Here is a 17,983-nt window from a genome sequence, read left to right on the forward strand (position 1 = left end):
AATGAGTTATTTAGACAACCTTTTATTTTTAATCATTTTGTGTTTAGGTTTTGGCTATTTTGCTTTAAACGTAAAGAAAATAATTCGAAATATTAAACTCGGTCAGCATGTTAATCGCTCTGATAAATCCTCAGAACGTTGGAAAAACATGGCTATGATTGCAATGGGACAATCAAAAATGGTCAAACGACCAATTGCTGGAGTTTTACATATTGTTGTCTATGTTGGTTTTATCATTATCAATTTAGAATTACTTGAAATTATTATCGATGGTATTTTCGGTACGCACCGTGTTTTCTCTTTTATGGGAAGTTTTTATAATGTCTTAATTGCTTCCTTTGAAATTCTGGCGGTTCTAGTTTTGGTAGCAGTAGCAATTTTTTGGATTCGAAGAAATGTCATTAAAATTAATCGGTTTGTTAATTCAGACATGAAAAGTTGGCCAAAAAATGACGCCAATTATATTTTATACTTTGAGGTTGTTTTGATGTCGTTGTTTTTAATTATGAATGCTTCCGATTTTTGGTTGCAACAAATGAACGTTGCTCACTATAATCAGGCAGGAAGTTTCCCTATAAGTCAATTTATTGCTCCTTTATTTGATGGATTATCTAGTGGAGTTGTCGTGGTTATTGAACGAACAGCATGGTGGATGCATATCACAGGAATTTTAATCTTTTTAAATTACCTTTATTTTTCTAAGCACTTGCATATTCTATTGGCTTTTCCAAACACTTATTTTGCAGATTTAAACCCAAAAGGACAATTTGATAATTTAGAAAGTGTTACCAACGAAGTAAAGTTAATGCTTGATCCAACTGCTGATCCATTTGCTGCTCCAGCAAATCCAGAGGCTGTACCTGCTAAATTTGGAGCGAGCGATGTGCAAGATTTAAATTGGGTGCAATTATTGAATGCTTATACGTGTACGGAATGTGGACGTTGTACTTCTGTTTGTCCAGCGAATCTAACAGGAAAAAAATTATCACCACGCAAAATCATGATGGATACCAGAGATCGTCTGGAAGAAGTCGGAAAAAATATCGATGCCAATAAAGGGGTTTTTATACCCGATAATAAAACTTTATTAACCGATTATATTACTGCAGAAGAACTTTGGGCTTGTACAACATGTAATGCTTGTGTAGAAGAATGCCCCGTTAATATTAGCCCGCTTTCTATTATTATGGATATGCGACGTTATTTAGTAATGGAACAAAGTGCGGCTCCTATGCCGTTAAATGCAATGATGACAAATATTGAAAACAATGGTGCTCCATGGCAATATAACCAAATGGATCGCCTGAATTGGAAGGATGAGAACTAACAACTATTAAAAACAAATTCCCATAATTGTGAGGCTTGGGAAAATGTTGATGCAGGTGAAAATTTTAATAATATAGAAAAATGAAAATGGAAGACATTGATAAGAAATTACAAGCAGTTTCTGAAAACGGACAGCAATTGAGTCCAATTTTACCAGCGGGAATTAAGAATTATTTAATTGATATAGATGGCACAATTTGTGATGATATTCCAAATGAAGAACCAGAACGAATGCTTACTGCCGAAGTATATCCAGATGCTTTAGTGACGTTAAACAAATGGTATGATGAAGGACATATTATCTTCTTTTTTACCTCCAGAACAGAAGCTCATCGGGAATATACAGAAATGTGGTTAAAAAGACACGGTTTTAAATACCATGGCATGCTGATGGGAAAACCACGAGGAGGAAATTATCATTGGATTGATAATCATTTGGTTAAAGCAACTCGCTATCGTGGAAAATTTACCGATTTAGTCGATAAAGAAGTAACCATTCAAGTTTTTGACGACGAACACCACGAATAAAAATAAATGATTTTGAGCAAGTTAGTTTTAAGTAAATTTGATGATTCAAAGATTTGAAAAACCAAATAATCCATTAATCCAGCAGTCTAAAAGTCTAAAAAAAAATAAGAAATGGCGGAAAATATAGTAGTGCCTACAATGGCAGAAATGTTAGCTCAAGGCAAACAACCCGAGGTTTTATTTTGGGTAGGTTGTGCAGGGAGTTTTGATGACCGAGCAAAAAAAATCACGAAAGCGTTTGTGCGTATTCTCAATCGAGCAAATGTATCTTTCGCCGTATTAGGAACAGAAGAAAGCTGCACGGGCGATCCTGCAAAAAGAGCTGGAAATGAGTTTTTGTTTCAGATGCAAGCCATGATGAATATCGAAGTCATGAATGCTTATGAAGTAAAGAAAATTGTAACAGCTTGTCCACATTGTTTCAATACAATCAAAAACGAATATCCAGAATTAGGTGGTCAATATGAAGTTTTACATCACACCCAATTTTTAAAATCATTATTAGATGACGGACGTTTAACTATTGAAGGTGGTCAATTTAAAGGGAAACGAATTACTTTTCATGACCCCTGTTATTTAGGAAGAGCCAATACTATTTATGAAGCTCCTCGTGAATTAATTCAGAAACTAGAAGTAGAATTAATAGAAATGAAACGCTCACGTGCCAACGGATTATGCTGTGGAGCAGGAGGAGCACAAATGTTTAAAGATGCAGAACCTGGAACTAAAGAAATTAGTGTGGAAAGAACAGAAGATGCTTTAGAAATAAATTCAGAAATCATTGCTACTGGTTGTCCATTTTGTAATACGATGATGACAGACGGTGTCAAAAACAAAGAAAAAGAGGCTAGTGTAAAAGTGATGGATATAGCCGAATTAATTGCAAATGCTCAGGATTTATAAATAGGTAGTAGGTTGTTGGGATGAAGTTTAATTGTTATTCATAACTACAAAAAACAATTCAACTTCCAATACTAAATAGCCATCATACCATCCATCGCCCTAAAAACAAACATAATGTATACTCCATTTGAAACCATGCCTGATGAATCTAAAATTTGGATTTATCAATCGAATAGAAAGTTATCCGATACTGAAATTGTCGAAATTGAAGAAGATTTAAAAGTCTTTATAGAAGATTGGTCGGCTCATGGAACTTCGTTAGAAGCTTCATTTTTAACTAAATACAATCGTTTTATTATCTTGGCTGTTAATCAAGAAGTTCAACAGCCCACTGGTTGCTCTATAGATTCTTCCGTTGTTTTTATTCAACAATTAGAAAGTAAATACGGTATTGATTTATTAGACAAAATGAATGTTACCTATAAACAAGGAGAATTTTTGACACATAAATCGCTTCTCGATTTTAAACGCATGGCCAAGGAAAAAGCAGTTTCAGAAAACACCATCGTTTTTAATAATTTAGTGAATACCATCGAAGAATGGAAAGAAAATTGGGAAGTTCCCGCTTCTGAAAGCTGGCACAGTCGCTTTTTTTAAAAATAAATTTCAGAATGTATAAAATCTCTCGCTTTTTTTTTATTTTTTTATTACTGATTTCAGTGATACATTGTGCGGTCAATAAAGCGAATACGAATAAAATTGTTCCAAAAGCAAGTTCAAAAACAAGTTCGGATTCGATTACCCAAATAAAAAAAGCAGAAACCATTTCCTTCAATTATACTACACCAACCGTAATTGAGAAAATTTGGGTAGACAGTGTTTTTAATTCACTTACCGTAGAAGAGAAAATAGGACAGTTGTTTATGGTTGCGGCTTATTCTAATAAAGATTCGGCTCATATTAAATCGGTAGAAAAATTAATAATAGATCAAAAAGTCGGTGGTTTAATTTTTTTCCAAGGCGGACCTGGACGACAAGCCGCTTTAACCAATCGCTATCAAAAATTATCAAAAACACCTTTATTTATAGGGATTGATGCCGAGTGGGGTTTAAGTATGCGATTAGATTCTGTCAATCGTTTCCCATGGAATATGACGCTTGGAGCCATTCAAGATCTTAATTTAATTGAAAAAACAGGAGAATTAATGGCCTTGCAATCTAAGCAATTAGGAATTCATTTTAATTTTGGACCTGTTTTAGACATCAATACCAATCCGAAAAATCCAATAATTGGGAATCGTTCGTTTGGAGAAAACAAAGTCAACGTAGCCGATAAAGCCCTAGCATTAATGACTGGTTTGCAATCAAATGGTGTTTATGCAACGGGTAAACATTTTCCAGGACATGGAGCAACTGAATCAGACTCACATCATACCTTACCCGTTATAAATTTTACACAAGAACAAATTCGTGATGTCGAATTATATCCCTATAAAAAACTAATTAACAAAGGATTAGCGAGTGTAATGGTGGCTCATTTAGATGTTCCAAGTTTTGAAAATCGACCAGGATATCCGTCTTCCATTTCAGTAATAATTGTAACCGATTTATTAAAAAACGAATTGAATTTTAAGGGTTTAATTTTTACGGATGCTTTAAATATGAAAGGAGCAAGTAATTTTAAAAAACCAGGAGATATTGATTTAGCCGCATTTAAAGCTGGGAATGATATTTTATTATTTCCAGAAGATGTTCCTGCAGCAATTTTAAAAATAAAAGAAGCATTAAATACAGGTGAACTTACCACCGAAAGACTGGATTATTCTGTAAAAAAAATACTGCTTTTTAAATACAAAGCAGGTCTAGCTAATTGGAAGCCCATCCAACTTGAAAAACTTTCATCGGTAATCAATACACCACAAGAGGAAGCATTACAATACAAATTATATGAAAATGCACTAACGGTAATTCGAAATAAAGGAGCAATTATTCCCATTAAAGAATTAGACAAACAGAAAATTGCCTATATCAAAATGGGCGACGATAATAACACGGTTTTTTTGGAAACCCTTCAAAAATATGCCGAAATTACAGAAGTTTCTCACACCCAATTAGATTCGATGCATAGTCAATTACGTGATTTTACACATGTTATTATTGGATATCATAAAACAGATGGAGCATGGAAAAAACACGATTTTTCTACGAAAGAATTACTGTGGATTTCTGAAATTGCTAAACGAAAAAAGGTAATTTTAGATTGTTTTGTAAAACCGTATGCACTAACTGCCATTCCGAGTTTTGAAAATATCGACGGCGTTATTGTTTCTTATCAAAATAGCGAGGTTTCTCAAAATGTATCCGCTCAATTAATTTTTGGAGCAATCGCATCGAAAGGGAAATTACCGGTTTCTATTAATGAAGAATTTAAAGTTAATTTTGGCTTAATCACTGAAAAATTAAACCGATTGGGTTTTACTGCTCCTGAAAATGTCAAAATGAATTCGATTACTTTAGCAAAGATTGATGGAATCATGCAAAAAGCCATTGCACAAAAAATGACACCTGGAGGCCAAATTCTAATTGCTCGAAAAGGAAAAGTTATTTATCAAAAGGCTTTTGGTTTTCATACATATAAAGAACAAACGCCTGTTAAAAATACTGATATTTATGATGTAGCTTCCTTGACTAAAATTGTTTCTACGCTACCCAATGTGATGCAATTGTATGATAAAAACCAAGTGAATATGGATACTAAACTTGGCGAAATGATTCCGACATTTAAAGGAACAGATAAAGAAAACATTAATTTTAAAGATTTATTATCGCATTATGCTCGTTTGCAAGCTTGGATTCCGTTTTATAAGCAAACCTTAGATAATAATAAAAAGCCAGACGAGAAGTATTATAAGAAGTTTTACAGCAAGGAATTCCCACATCAAGTGGCTGAAAACTTGTATATGCGAAGGGATTATCCAGATACGATTATGAAATTAATTGGTGACAGTAAATTATTGCCAAAAAAAGAATATAAATATAGCGATTTCACCTTTATTATTTTAAAGCATTATTTAGAAATTGCCACGGGAAAAAAATTAGAAGATTTGAGCAACAAGAATTTTTATGCCAAACTTGGGATGAATAATACTGTTTATAATCCGTTGCAAAAATTTGATATGAATAGTATTCCGCCCACAGAGGAAGATACATATTTTCGTTACCAAACTATCCAAGGATACGTACACGATATGGAAGCAGCAATGGAAGGCGGGGTAGGCGGTCATGCGGGCATTTTTTCTAATACGATGGATTTAGCCAAAATCATGCAGCTTTTTTTACAAAAAGGTAATTATGCGAATGAAAATTTCTTTTCTAGTTCCACTTTTGATGTATTTAATACCTGTTATTATTGCCCTGACGGAAACCGTCGTGGAATAGGATTTGATAAGCCTCAATTAGGAACTTCTGGCCCAACTTGTGGTTGTGCTTCTATGACTAGTTTTGGCCATACCGGATTTACGGGAACAATGGCTTGGGCCGATCCAGAAGAAGAAATAATCTATATTTTTCTGTCAAATAGAACCTATCCAACGGCAGAAAAGAATGTTTTATCTCAACAAAATATTCGTGAAAATATCCAACAAGTTATCTATGATGCAATAGTACGATAAACACTAAAGTTTATTCATATTTGCAGCTAAGGTTTCAATAAATTTAGAAATAGGGCCTTTAATCATCATCGCCATCATCGGGTTAAAATCACCTTCAAAAGTTAATTGTACTTCTGAAGTTGTTTCAGAAAGAGCATTAATATTTCCTGTTAAAGTAAAGGGCAATTTTTCTGAAGCTGCTCCTAAAACCACTTGACTTGACGGATTTTTTTCTTTCATCCGTAATTTGATTTCAGGCATTCCTTTTAAGCCAAAAATAAAAGAATCCTCACCCGTTACTTCAAATTTAGCAATGTTTTCAGGCATTAATTTTTCAAAATTTCGAACATCACTCAACGATTCAAATAAATAGTCAGCTGATTTTTCTACGGTAACTTTTGGACTTTCTATATTCATGTTTATTATTTTATAGTATTTTTTTAGTTTAAACTTCTACACCCCATTTTGACGGATTTACTCGCCACTCTTGTAAAGTGTGTTGTTCTTCTTCTGTAATATATTTTTTAGCAACTGCTAATTCCAACAAATTATCATAATTGGAAAGCGTATATAAGTCGACGTTATCCTTTTTGAAATTTTCAACCGCTACATCAAATCCATAAGTAAAAATGGCAACCATGCCTTTCACGTTTGCACCTGCTTCTTTTAAGGCTTCCACGGCTAACAAGCTACTTTTTCCGGTACTGATTAAATCTTCAACCACCACCACACTTTGTCCTTTTTGCAAAAAACCTTCCACTTGATTTAAACGACCATGTTTTTTAGCTTCTGGTCGAACATATACAAAAGGTATTCCCATATATTCAGCTACTAACACTCCAATTCCAATTGCTCCAGTGGCTACACCAGCAATGACATCTGGTTTTCCAAATTGTTTTTCAATTGTTTTAGAAAATTCTTCCCGAATATAATTTCTAATTGGTGGAAATGAGAGGGTTATGCGGTTATCACAATATATTGGCGATTTCCATCCTGAAGCCCATGTAAAAGGATTTTTAGGATTTAATTTAATTGCGTTTATTTGTAAAAGCAATTCGGCCGTTTTTTTAGCGGTATCTTTATTTAAAATCATATTACAAATGTATAAAGTTTTTGTGAACGACAAACCACTTTTTTTGACAAATGAAATTCAGAAGGAAACCGACTTTCAACTGTTTTTGCTTGAAAGTGTTGATATTAAGCAGCTTATAGTCAATATTTTTAAAAATAAAGTTGAAAAAGCTTTTTTATATCATCCAGATGAAAAAGAAATGATGAAAAAATTAAAAGCAAAAATTCCAGTTGAAAAAGCAGGCGGAGGATTAGTATACAATGAAAACAAGGAAGTTTTATTTATTTTTAGAAATAATAAGTGGGATTTGCCAAAAGGTGGAACTGAAAAAGGAGAGGATATTGAAGAAACGGCTATTCGTGAAGTTGAAGAAGAAACCGGTGTAAGCGGATTAAAAATTACTAATAAATTAGGTAAAACCTATCATGTTTTTAAACGTAATGGCCGGTATAAACTGAAAATCACGCATTGGTTTGAAATGCATACTCAATACAACGATAAATTGGTTGCTCAAGCCAATGAAGGAATTGAAAAAGCAGAATGGAAATCGCCAAAAGAAATTGAAAAATGTCTCTTAAATTCGTATGAAAATATTAAGTTGCTATTTGAAAAGTGATTCTTTTTTTTTATAATTTTGGAAAAAATAAAATTACTTTCATGAGAAAAACTTTACCTTTTTTGTTACTGTTGTTTTGCGGTTTTTTACAAGCTCAAAATTATACATTTCTTAAATTAAATCAACCTTATGTTGAGTTAGTTAATCCTGTTTCAATTAATCAAGGAGAAATTTGGGACGACTTTGAATTTCCTATCGCCATCCCATTTACGTTTAGTGTGAATGGTCAGAATTTTCAAGAATTAATTATGAATGATAGTTTTATCACTTTTGAAGGAACTTTATCAGAAATTATAAGTCCGATGGGCAATGACTTAGTCGACAGAGGCTTTTACGGCGATAATTCTTTGTCTCCCCTAAGCTATAAAATAGAAGGTACAACGGGAAATCGCATTTTAAAAATGCAATGGAAAAATTCCGGCAGTTTTGATGATACACCCTTAGCCATGTTTGTAAACTTTCAGATTTGGCTTTATGAAACGAGTAGTATTTTTGAATTGCGTTATGGACAAAATAGTGTAACTAATTCGGAGACTTTTTATTCAGGTGAAGTAGGTGGAGCAATTGGTGTAACTTCACTTGATTTTGATACAGAAGAATTTAGTAATTCCTTATTTTTAATTGGCAGTCCGGCGAGTCCTACTATAACCAACCAATTAGATTTTATTACCGGAACACCAACAGATACAACAGTTTATAGGTTTACTCCATCTGCTTTATCAATTGGTGCTAATCAAAGAAATATCGCATTATTTGTTTATCCAAATCCGAGTCAGGATGTGTTTTTTATTAAAGGCTTAACTGATAATCAAACCTACACAATTTCGGATAGTTTTGGAAAAGTAATTCAAAAAGACTTAATTTTAATTGATAATGCCGCAATAAATTTATCAAATTTTGAAACGGGTTTATATTTTTTGAATTTTGAATCTGGAAATTCTATTAAATTGCTAAAGAACTAATTTGAAAAAAAAAAAAAAGGAACGTCAAGACATTATCTTGACGTTTTTTTTATAAATTATAGTTAATACTACTTAACTAGTCGATAAACCGGATATTCTAAATGTCCTTTTTCATAATAGGTAGAATGTAAGTAAATCCATTGTAGTTGAGCCGCACCATCATTAGAAAAAACGACATCAGTTGCTTTCTTTTTTTCAAATTCGTTCTTTAAGTTTGGATTTTGGTTCAATACTTCCACGGCCAAATCTTCAAAAACATAAGCGGAATACCATTCTTTCTGCTGTAAAATCCCATCGAAGAAATTCCAATTGAAATAAGAATCAACAGCTTCAGGTTCTAACGTTTCTAATAAAAACTTGACACCCGCTTGTTCTGTCGGAATAATCCAATCGCCTTTTTGAAATAAAATAGATTCCATCTTTCTTGAAACAATCGTTTGATAATGATTATAATGACCTTCATACGCTTCTTTGGCTGTTTTAAAACCTTCAATCCTGTATTTTTCAACTCTAATCAATGAATCTTTTTCTAAACGATGCATCGAAATGTTATTTAATTTTAATAATTCGACGACATTCCACCAAGTTTTCGGAATTATATACGCCGTTGGAATCGTAATTTCCTTAACCGATTTGTAGTCAGGATAAAAAGAGATTTGTTTATTGAAGGGTTTGTTTTGATCATAAAACAACCTGTCTTTACCAGAAATTAAACTTTTTTTATAGCCGGCTTCAAAGCCTAAAAATGACATTTGTTCTCTTTTTGTACTATCAATTTGCCATTGAATGGTATAGTTTGCTTTTGGTTTGAAATTAGTAAAGTTTTCTTTTCGTAATTTTTTTATTCTTAAATAGTTTGCGTCTGTGTAGTTTAGAGTGGTTTTCATAAACGCGTACGTTGCATTTACCCGATCTTCAAAGTTTTTGAGCATGTGCAATTCGGGCATATAACCAATTGTATTAAACAAGGAGGCATAACCAGTGGAATAGCGAGGTAAATCCATGAATTGCGAATAACCACTTTCTGGGGTCGTTCCATAAACATTAACATAAGGAATGCTTTCCAGTTTATTGACTTTTAATTGTTTTCTAATTTCTGGCGTCATTTGTTCTTTTATGAAATCGCCCAAATTTTTTCCTATTTTTTGATGTTGAGTTTGAATATAAGTCAACGTATATTGATAATCTGCTCCATTACTTACATGATTATCAATAAACACATCCGGATTAACTTCATGAAATAAAGCCGCAAAACTTCGAGCATTTTTTGTGTCAGATTTGACAAAATCTCTATTCAAATCAAAATAACGACCGTTTGCTCTAAAACCATAACTTTCAGGACCATTTTGGTTTACGCGTGAAGTTGAATTTCTATTTAAGGTTCCGCTAATATTATAGAAAGGAATAACAGCAACGATAGTATTTTTTGGGAGATTTATTTTTCCAAAAGCCAAATCACGTAAAAGTAGGGTAGAAGCGTCAACTCCATCTGGTTCACCAGGATGAATATTGTTATTAATAAGTAAAATTGCTTTTGTTTTAGCCGCTTTTTGCAAATCAAATACCGCTTCTGGATTAAATAAAATTAAATGTAAGGGTAACCCACTATCTGTTAACCCCATTTCTTTTATTTTAATAGTAGGAAAGTTTCTTTCTAAATCTAAAAAAAAATCAATGGTTTCTTGATACGTCGCAGTTAGATTTTTATTCCCTTTTTCATAGGGAGTCAAGGTATTCTGCGAGGTTTGTGCCACTGAATAAACCGAAAAAAACAGTAACAAAAATTGGAATAAATAGTTCATTTGTTAAATTTTATTTTTTTTACTAAAATAAGTGTTTGTTTCGGAAAATAATGTAGCTTTGTTAAAACATTTAAACTTTTTATTTATGAAAAAAATTACTTTATTATTTTTATTATTGGTTGCATTTGTAGGAAATAGCCAGACTATCTCTCACAGCACCTCAATGGAATTAGGAGACACTAACGTGGCTTGCAATGGAGGAACTCCATCAACATCAAGTGACAATCGTTATTTTAGATTCTTTAAATTAAGCGATTTTGGAATTGCAGGACCTTGGACGGTTGAAAATGTTAAATTTGGTATTCAGTCTTTGACTATTCCATCTTTACCTGGTGGTTTTCCTATCACTGTTGTACTTTATTCTACTCCAGCGAGTAATTTTCCAGTAGTTTTCCCAACAGGTTACACTGAAATTACACAAATCACTACTAACTTTATGGCAGATGCTGCAGAAACGTTAGTAACCGTTGAATTAGAGGCTACAGTTCCTGCTGGTCATAATTTATTAGTACAAGTTGGTTATAATGCTCAAGAAGCAAGTAGTGGAAATAGAGTTTTCTTATCTGCTAACAGTTTAGGACAATCTGCTCCAACCTATATCCAATCAACAGCTTGTGGTATTGCAAATCCATCTACTATGGCATCAATTAATTTTCCTGATGCTCATTTAGTATTATCAGTAACTGGTGGTACAATGAGTGTAGGAGATAATGCTTTAGATAAAGTTTCGGTTTATCCAAATCCATCTAAAGGAAAATTCAACATTGAATTACCTTCAACAGTTTCTATTGAATCAGCTTCTATTACTGATATTGCAGGAAAACAAATGGAAGTTAAATTAGATGCTGCAAATTCTTTTTCTATTTCTGAATTTAAAACAGGCGTTTATATTTTAAACATCCAAACTTCAGAAGGAGTAATCAACAAAAGAATTATCAAAGAATAATTTAAAGGTTATTATACTTTATAAAAACCGATTCGAAAGAATCGGTTTTTTTTATTTTAAATTGACAGAAGCCGGAACTAAAATAGAATAATCGCCACCGTTTCTAATCACATCACGTACAATACTAGAACTAATAAAAGAAGTGTTAGATGCCGTTAATAAAAAGACTGTTTCAATTTTAGAGAGTTTACGGTTGGTATGAGCAATTGCTTTTTCAAACTCAAAATCAGCAGGATTCCGCAGTCCACGTAAAATAAATTCAGCATTTTCCTTTTTACATAGATCGATAGTCAATCCTTCATATGAAATTACCCTTACTTTAGGTTCGTTTTTAAAGGCTTCCTTAATAAAATGCATCCGTTCGTCTAAAGAAAACATATATTTTTTCTCGGCATTAATACCGATAGCTATAATCACTTCATCAAAAAGTGATATTCCGCGTTTGATGATATCAAAATGGCCTAACGTTATGGGGTCAAACGAACCTGGAAAAATGGCTTTTTTCATAAAATAGTTATTTAGCAAGTGCTAATTCAATTGCATTTTCAAATAATTCGGGTAAACTAATTCCAGCCGCATTGGCTTGTTGTGGTAAAATACTCTCCATGGTCAAACCCGGAATCGTATTCATTTCTAACATAAAAGGTTCGTTATCCATAATGATAAATTCGCTTCTAGAAAAACCTTGCATTTTTAAAATTTGATAGGCTCTTTTGGCAATATTTTCTATTTTTTCTTTTAATTCTATTGAAATCCGAGCAGGCGTTATTTCTTTCGACTTACCTAAATACTTTGCTTCATAATCAAAAAAATCATTTTCAGAAACAATTTCCGTAATCGGTAAAACGGTAATTTCACCTTTATAATTGATGACGCCAACGGAAACTTCAATTCCGTCTAAAAAACTTTCAATAAGTATTTCATCATCCTCTAGGTAGGCTTTTTCAATCGCAGCCATCATTTCTTCGGATGTTTTAACTTTAGAAATTCCAAAACTTGAACCTGATTTATTAGGTTTTACAAAACAAGGGAGTCCAACTTTTTTAATAATATTTTCTACTTCAATAACATCGCCAAAATTTAAATAATACGAAATGGCTGATTTTATCCCGTAAGGTTTTAAGACAGAAAGCAAATCTCTTTTATTAAAGGTTAGGGCTGCTTGATAATAAGAACAACTGGTTTGTGGAATATTTAATAATTCAAGGTAAGCTTGCATCAAACCGTCTTCGCCGGGAGTTCCGTGAATAGCATTAAAAACCACATCAAAATGAAGTATTTCACCATTTCGATTGACAGAAAAATCATTTTTATTGATATGAAATTCGCTTTTATCTTCTTCTACTAAAACCCATTTATCTTTAAATATATGGATGCAATAGCAATTATATTTAGTTTTGTCTATTGAATTGTAAACAACAGATCCACTTGTTAACGAAATTTGAAATTCACTCGAATATCCGCCCATGATGATGGCAACATTTTTCATTGTTTTGCGTTTGTTTAATTAGGTTTTACCATAACAAATTTACATTTATTTATGGAAACAAAAAACGGTTTATAATTTTATATCTTTGTGCGAAATAAATAAAAATGAGTTTAAGAAATTATCTAACCAGTAAAGTGTTTTTTCGTCAAATTATTTTGGCAACTTGTATTGTGTTTGCTTTAGCTTTTGTGTTTTTCAATATGCTTTCGTATTTTACAAAACACGGACAGGAAATTACGGTCCCAGATTTAAGTAAAATGAGTGTTGAAAAAGCAGAGCAAACCTTAACTCAATTAAATTTAGATTATGTTTTATTAGATACCTTAGACTATTCTAAAGAATATTCGGCTTTTTCAATAGTAGAACAAGAACCAAAAAAAGGAGCGAAGGTTAAAGCCAATCGAAAAATTTATTTAAAATTAAATGCTGCCGGTTATACCTTCGTTGCATTGCCAAATTTAATTGAAAAAACATTTCGTCAAGCGGAGCCAACCTTAAAATCAATTGGTTTAGAAGTGGGTAAAGTTACCTATAAACCCTATTTGGGAAAAGATATGGTTTTAGAAATGATTTATAAAGGAGCTCCTGTAAAACCTGGGACAAAGATTATGAAAACCTCTAAAATAGATTTGGTATTAGGTGATGGAAAAATTGCATTTGACCAAAATGAACTAGATAGCCTTATCCGCCAACAAGAATTGAAATCAACCCATGAATAATAGTACTACGCACGAGCTCGATACCGACGACGAATTATATGAACACCATCGTTTTGAAGTTCCAAAAGGGCAATCGATGCTGCGAATTGATAAGTATTTAATGCAAGTGGTTGAAAACGCTACACGGAATAAAATTCAACAAGCGGCAGTTGCAGGAAATATTTTGGTTAATGAAGAGGCCGTAAAATCGAATTATAAAGTCAAACCTTTTGATGTTATTCGCGTTTTAATGACTCATCCACCATTTGAATATTTGTTAGAACCTGAAAATATTCCGCTTGACGTGGTTTATGAAGACGACCAATTATTAATCGTCAATAAAGAAGCGGGTATGGTAGTTCATCCCGGACACGGAAATTATAGCGGTACGTTAGTGAATGCATTGGCCTATCACTTTGAGAACTTACCAATGAATAGTTCGGAACGTCCAGGTTTAGTGCACCGAATAGACAAAAATACGACTGGTTTGTTGGTGGTGGCTAAAACCGATTTAGCAATGGCTTATTTAACCAAACAATTTGCAAATAAAACTTCAGAAAGAGAATACATTGCTTTAGTTTGGGGAAATGTAGAAAACGATGAAGGAACTGTTGGAGGTTATATTGGCAGACACGTGAAAGACCGCATGCAAATGGCTGTTTTTGATGATGAAACAAAGGGCAAGCCTGCGGTGACACATTATAAAGTTTTAGAGCGATTGGGCTATGTTACGTTATTAGCTTGTCGATTAGAAACAGGAAGAACGCATCAAATTAGAGCCCACATGAAACATATTGGTCATACGTTATTTAATGACGAACGGTATGGTGGACATCATATTTTAAAAGGAACTACTTTTACAAAATACAAACAATTTGTCGAAAATTGCTTTAAAATACTGCCCAGACAAGCTCTGCATGCAAAAACACTAGGATTTGAACATCCAATTACCAAAGAATTCATTCGATTTGATTCAGAAATTCCGTTGGATATGCAAGAATGTATTGAAAAATGGAGAAACTATTCTAAATCACATGAAATAGAAGAAGAATAAAAAAAGTGACGTTTTAATGAACGTCACTTTTTTGTTTTTAATTTATCCTCTTCGCATTGAATTTCCACCCGTTTGTTGTCTAGAATTAGTTTGGCTTCGACTCGCAGGTTGACTTCTTTCTACTCGTGTTGAATTGGAACTATTTACTCGAGGCTGTGAAGGAACAGATTGGTTGCTTTCTAACTGACTTTGTGAGCTTCGCGGATTACTTCGTGGCGACGAATAAGAAGAGCCACCATCACTTTTTACTGAATTTATTCGCGGTTTCGGACTGTTAGTCGACAATTGACTAGAACTTGTTTCTCGCGGATAATTAGTTGCGAGAAATTCATTTTTTGGAGCTTGTTGTCTTGGTTTAGGTGCATTGTACACTGTTTCTAAATTAGTTGTATTACCTCTAGGGCTTTGAGCTCTAGGTTGTGGCGATTCATCAACAATTGCTGAATTTCTAGGGTTTTCAGTTCTAGGTCTAGGCGAATTGTTTGTTGTAGTTACAATAGGATTTCTTGTTCCTGAAGTAGTAGAGCTACTGTAGGCATTTGCTCGCGTTGGTCTTGGAGTAGTCGAAGCTACTTGTGCTCTTGTTGAATTATCAGTTCTAGCTAAATCATGACGGTTTTGATATCCATTGTTTCTATTTTGGAAAGAACGATTTGGATGCATTCTCTCATAACCATTTGCCCGATAAGTTTGATGCATGGCGATTGCATAAGTATTTCTTCGGTGATTCACATAATGACAAGTATTATTGTAATTTACATAATAATTAATGTGCGAATGGTATCTAAAATAAGGATAAGGATTCCATGCATAATAAAAAGTTGGATAATAATTCCAATACCACGGCGAATAATACGGACGGTAATAATTTACCCAAAAGGTGTTATAAATTACTGGTGTATAATGATAACTTGGCTCATAAATATAGTTTGCACCATACATATATACATCGCCTACAATTTGAACTTGAAGTTTGTTGTTTTGTCCTCGTTCTACTTCTATAGTAGCCACATCTTGAAATAAATCTCTGCCTAAAACAGCTTGGATTATAATTAAATGTGATCTATTTTCAACTGATTCGATAACGCGTAAATAATCTACTTGATTATCATTATTCAAATCTAAATTAGAGAGCTGGATTTCTGGATCATTTAATCTTCTTTCAAAATCTTCTAAAGTTGACGATTCTCCAAAAATAGTAGCCATGGCTCGTAAATCCAAGTTATCGCTAATATCAACCGAATTAGCAATCACAGTAGTTTTAGTTTGAGCTTGCATCATCATCATTCCGAAAAACAGAATAAAGAATAGGTTTAATTTCGTTTTCATAATGTTTTGATTTAAATAGATTAATCACTTTATAATACTTCAAACAATAGTTGTGCCACTTTTTTGGTTTTCTAAAATTGTGATTTATTTATCAACTAAATTCTTGTTAAAATAAATAATTATTTATATTTGTCGAAATTTTATAACAAAATGCGAAGAATTTGTGAAATCTTATTACTTGTTCTTTTAATCTCTTGTAAGCAAGAAGAAAAAAAGATTAATACCAATAAGCGACTTCCATTTACGGGTGTTGTTTCAGAGACATTGTTTGTAGATAGCATGAGTGTTAGAGCCATTAGTTTAGATAATAATAAAGTTTGGTTTGCAACAGATAAGGGAAAATATGGTTTCTGTCGATTTGATAAATCTAAAAATTATACCAATCAAATTTTATTTGATAGTATTAAACCTCACTTCAGAGGAATAGCTCAAAATAAAGCCTCATTATTTTTAGTAAGTACAGAAAAACCAGCGGTAATTTATAAGGTAGATAAAAATAATCATTCGGTTACCAAAATTTTTGAAGATAAAAATCCAAATGCTTTTTATAACGGTATTCAATTTTGGAATGAATTTGAAGGAATAGCCATGGGCGACCCACAAAATGGCTGTTTAACCGTTGTTATTACTCGAGATAAAGGACAAACATGGGAAAAAGTAGATTGCTCTAACCTACCAAAAATGGAAACTGGTGAGGCAAGTTTTGCTGCTAGTAATAGTTCACTCATCGTAAAAGGTAATTTGACATGGATTTTAACTGGTGGAACAAAAGCGAGGGTATTTTATTCGGCTGATAAAGGAAGAAATTGGTCAGCTTATGATACGCCTATAACGCAAGGTAAACCAATGGCGGGTATATTTTCGGCAGACTTTTATAATGATTCGATAGGGATTATTGCGGGTGGTGATTATGAAAATCAACACGATAACTCTAAGAATAAAGCACTAACCATTAATAGTGGTCAATCGTGGAGTTTATTGGCGGATGGTCAAGGTTTTGGATATAGTTCATGTATCCAATTTGTGCCTGAATGTGGCGGAATTTTAATTGTAAGTGTTGGTCCGCAAGGCATCTATTTTTCAGATGATATTGGTAGTTTTTGGAAAAAAATCAGCAATGATACCGATTTACACACACTTCGATTCATCGATAAAAAAACAGCGATTGCGGCAGGAAAAAATAAAATTGTAAAGTTGAAATTTACAACGGATTAATTTTTTGGCCCTGGTCGTGAACTTCTAAATTGTTTCAATAAATCTTTTCTAAATTGTTCTTCTGCTTTATGCAGTTTCACAATTTTTTGAGCACTTAAAACTAACTTTAAGTTTTGATTGAACTTTTTTCTTAATTGGTATAATTCATCTTCCGTTTTTTCCATTTGTGCCAATAATTGATTGGCTTCATTCTCTGATAGTTTTCCCATATCGGTTTCAATACGATTCATATAGGATTTCATTTTTTCATGCTGCAATTCAAATTGTTTGTCTTCAAAAGCATTATAAATAGGCCAGAATTTCTCTGCTTCATCTGGAGTTAACGCCAATTCATCAGAGATAAAAGCAATTTTTAGTGCTTTAATTCGGTCACGTTTTCCTTGTTTAGGTTGAGCAAAACTAACCGATGAACATAGAAATAGGAGTAAGGTAAAATTTAAAATATGTTTCATG

18 protein-coding genes are annotated in these 17,983 nt (G+C 32.9%); 11 read left to right on the plus strand and 7 right to left on the minus strand.

Annotation, left to right across the window (positions count from 1 at the left end; genetic code table 11):
- Position 1 precedes the first annotated feature (1 nt).
- From PHR76_RS07445 to PHR76_RS07465, 5 genes are all read left to right on the plus strand, one after another.
- Positions 2–1,327, plus strand: a complete 1,326-nt coding sequence (locus PHR76_RS07445) for a (Fe-S)-binding protein (protein ID WP_300060384.1) — start codon at positions 2–4, stop codon at positions 1,325–1,327.
- Between the two features lie 80 nt (positions 1,328–1,407).
- Complete coding sequence (locus tag PHR76_RS07450) at positions 1,408–1,854, plus strand: phosphoheptose isomerase (RefSeq protein ID WP_300060387.1); 447 nt, start codon at positions 1,408–1,410, stop codon at positions 1,852–1,854.
- A gap of 111 nt (positions 1,855–1,965) precedes the next feature.
- Complete coding sequence (locus PHR76_RS07455) at positions 1,966–2,757, plus strand: (Fe-S)-binding protein (RefSeq protein WP_300060390.1); 792 nt, start codon at positions 1,966–1,968, stop codon at positions 2,755–2,757.
- 114 nt (positions 2,758–2,871) lie between these two features.
- On the plus strand, positions 2,872–3,354 hold the full coding sequence (locus PHR76_RS07460) for an ABC transporter ATPase (RefSeq protein WP_300060393.1): 483 nt from the start codon (positions 2,872–2,874) through the stop codon (positions 3,352–3,354).
- Between the two features lie 14 nt (positions 3,355–3,368).
- The gene (locus tag PHR76_RS07465; protein ID WP_300060396.1) at positions 3,369–6,368 is read left to right on the plus strand and encodes a glycoside hydrolase family 3 N-terminal domain-containing protein; all 3,000 of its coding nucleotides are present in this window, start codon (positions 3,369–3,371) and stop codon (positions 6,366–6,368) included.
- A gap of 3 nt (positions 6,369–6,371) precedes the next feature.
- On the opposite strand, the gene PHR76_RS07470 is transcribed toward PHR76_RS07465, so the two are convergent.
- On the minus strand, positions 6,372–6,764 hold the full coding sequence (locus tag PHR76_RS07470; protein WP_300060399.1) for an SRPBCC family protein: 393 nt from the start codon (positions 6,762–6,764) through the stop codon (positions 6,372–6,374).
- A 28-nt stretch (positions 6,765–6,792) separates the two neighbouring features.
- A complete protein-coding gene (gene pyrE, locus PHR76_RS07475) occupies positions 6,793–7,440 on the minus strand; it encodes an orotate phosphoribosyltransferase (RefSeq protein WP_300060402.1) in 648 nt (215 codons plus the stop codon).
- Positions 7,441–7,447: 7 nt separating this feature from the next.
- Here pyrE and PHR76_RS07480 point away from each other — a divergent pair, with 7 nt between their 5' ends.
- Positions 7,448–8,035, plus strand: coding sequence for an NUDIX domain-containing protein (locus PHR76_RS07480; protein ID WP_300060405.1), 588 nt, complete (start codon positions 7,448–7,450; stop codon positions 8,033–8,035).
- 41 nt (positions 8,036–8,076) lie between these two features.
- Complete coding sequence (locus tag PHR76_RS07485; protein WP_300060408.1) at positions 8,077–8,997, plus strand: T9SS type A sorting domain-containing protein; 921 nt, start codon at positions 8,077–8,079, stop codon at positions 8,995–8,997.
- Between the two features lie 68 nt (positions 8,998–9,065).
- Here the strand turns inward: PHR76_RS07485 and PHR76_RS07490 are convergent, their stop codons facing one another.
- Entirely contained in the window at positions 9,066–10,799 is a 1,734-nt protein-coding gene (locus tag PHR76_RS07490; RefSeq protein WP_300060411.1) for a M14 family metallopeptidase, read from the minus strand.
- Positions 10,800–10,884: 85 nt separating this feature from the next.
- Between PHR76_RS07490 and PHR76_RS07495 the strand changes: the two genes are divergently transcribed.
- Positions 10,885–11,745: a T9SS type A sorting domain-containing protein gene (locus tag PHR76_RS07495; RefSeq protein WP_300060414.1), complete on the plus strand. Its 861-nt coding sequence runs from the start codon at positions 10,885–10,887 to the stop codon at positions 11,743–11,745.
- A 51-nt stretch (positions 11,746–11,796) separates the two neighbouring features.
- On the opposite strand, the gene coaD is transcribed toward PHR76_RS07495, so the two are convergent.
- Positions 11,797–12,252, minus strand: a complete 456-nt coding sequence (coaD, locus tag PHR76_RS07500; protein WP_300060417.1) for a pantetheine-phosphate adenylyltransferase — start codon at positions 12,250–12,252, stop codon at positions 11,797–11,799.
- Between the two features lie 7 nt (positions 12,253–12,259).
- A complete protein-coding gene (locus PHR76_RS07505; RefSeq protein ID WP_300060420.1) occupies positions 12,260–13,234 on the minus strand; it encodes a D-alanine--D-alanine ligase in 975 nt (324 codons plus the stop codon).
- A 104-nt stretch (positions 13,235–13,338) separates the two neighbouring features.
- Here PHR76_RS07505 and PHR76_RS07510 point away from each other — a divergent pair, with 104 nt between their 5' ends.
- Both PHR76_RS07510 and PHR76_RS07515 read left to right on the plus strand, forming a co-directional pair.
- A complete protein-coding gene (locus tag PHR76_RS07510; RefSeq protein WP_300060423.1) occupies positions 13,339–13,953 on the plus strand; it encodes a PASTA domain-containing protein in 615 nt (204 codons plus the stop codon).
- Entirely contained in the window at positions 13,946–14,986 is a 1,041-nt protein-coding gene (locus PHR76_RS07515; RefSeq protein ID WP_300060426.1) for an RluA family pseudouridine synthase, read from the plus strand. The genes PHR76_RS07510 and PHR76_RS07515 overlap by 8 nt, the downstream gene beginning before the upstream one ends.
- Positions 14,987–15,028: 42 nt before the next feature.
- Here PHR76_RS07515 and PHR76_RS07520 read toward each other — a convergent pair whose 3' ends face one another.
- Entirely contained in the window at positions 15,029–16,315 is a 1,287-nt protein-coding gene (locus tag PHR76_RS07520; protein WP_300060429.1) for a hypothetical protein, read from the minus strand.
- 150 nt (positions 16,316–16,465) lie between these two features.
- Here PHR76_RS07520 and PHR76_RS07525 point away from each other — a divergent pair, with 150 nt between their 5' ends.
- The gene (locus tag PHR76_RS07525) at positions 16,466–17,530 is read left to right on the plus strand and encodes an oxidoreductase (RefSeq protein WP_300060434.1); all 1,065 of its coding nucleotides are present in this window, start codon (positions 16,466–16,468) and stop codon (positions 17,528–17,530) included.
- Here the strand turns inward: PHR76_RS07525 and PHR76_RS07530 are convergent.
- Complete coding sequence (locus tag PHR76_RS07530; protein ID WP_300060437.1) at positions 17,527–17,982, minus strand: sensor of ECF-type sigma factor; 456 nt, start codon at positions 17,980–17,982, stop codon at positions 17,527–17,529. The genes PHR76_RS07525 and PHR76_RS07530 overlap by 4 nt on opposite strands.
- Between the last annotated feature and the right edge of the window lies 1 nt (position 17,983).

It is taken from the genome of Flavobacterium sp., assembly GCF_028689845.1.
In the GTDB taxonomy this organism is placed as follows: domain Bacteria; phylum Bacteroidota; class Bacteroidia; order Flavobacteriales; family Flavobacteriaceae; genus Flavobacterium.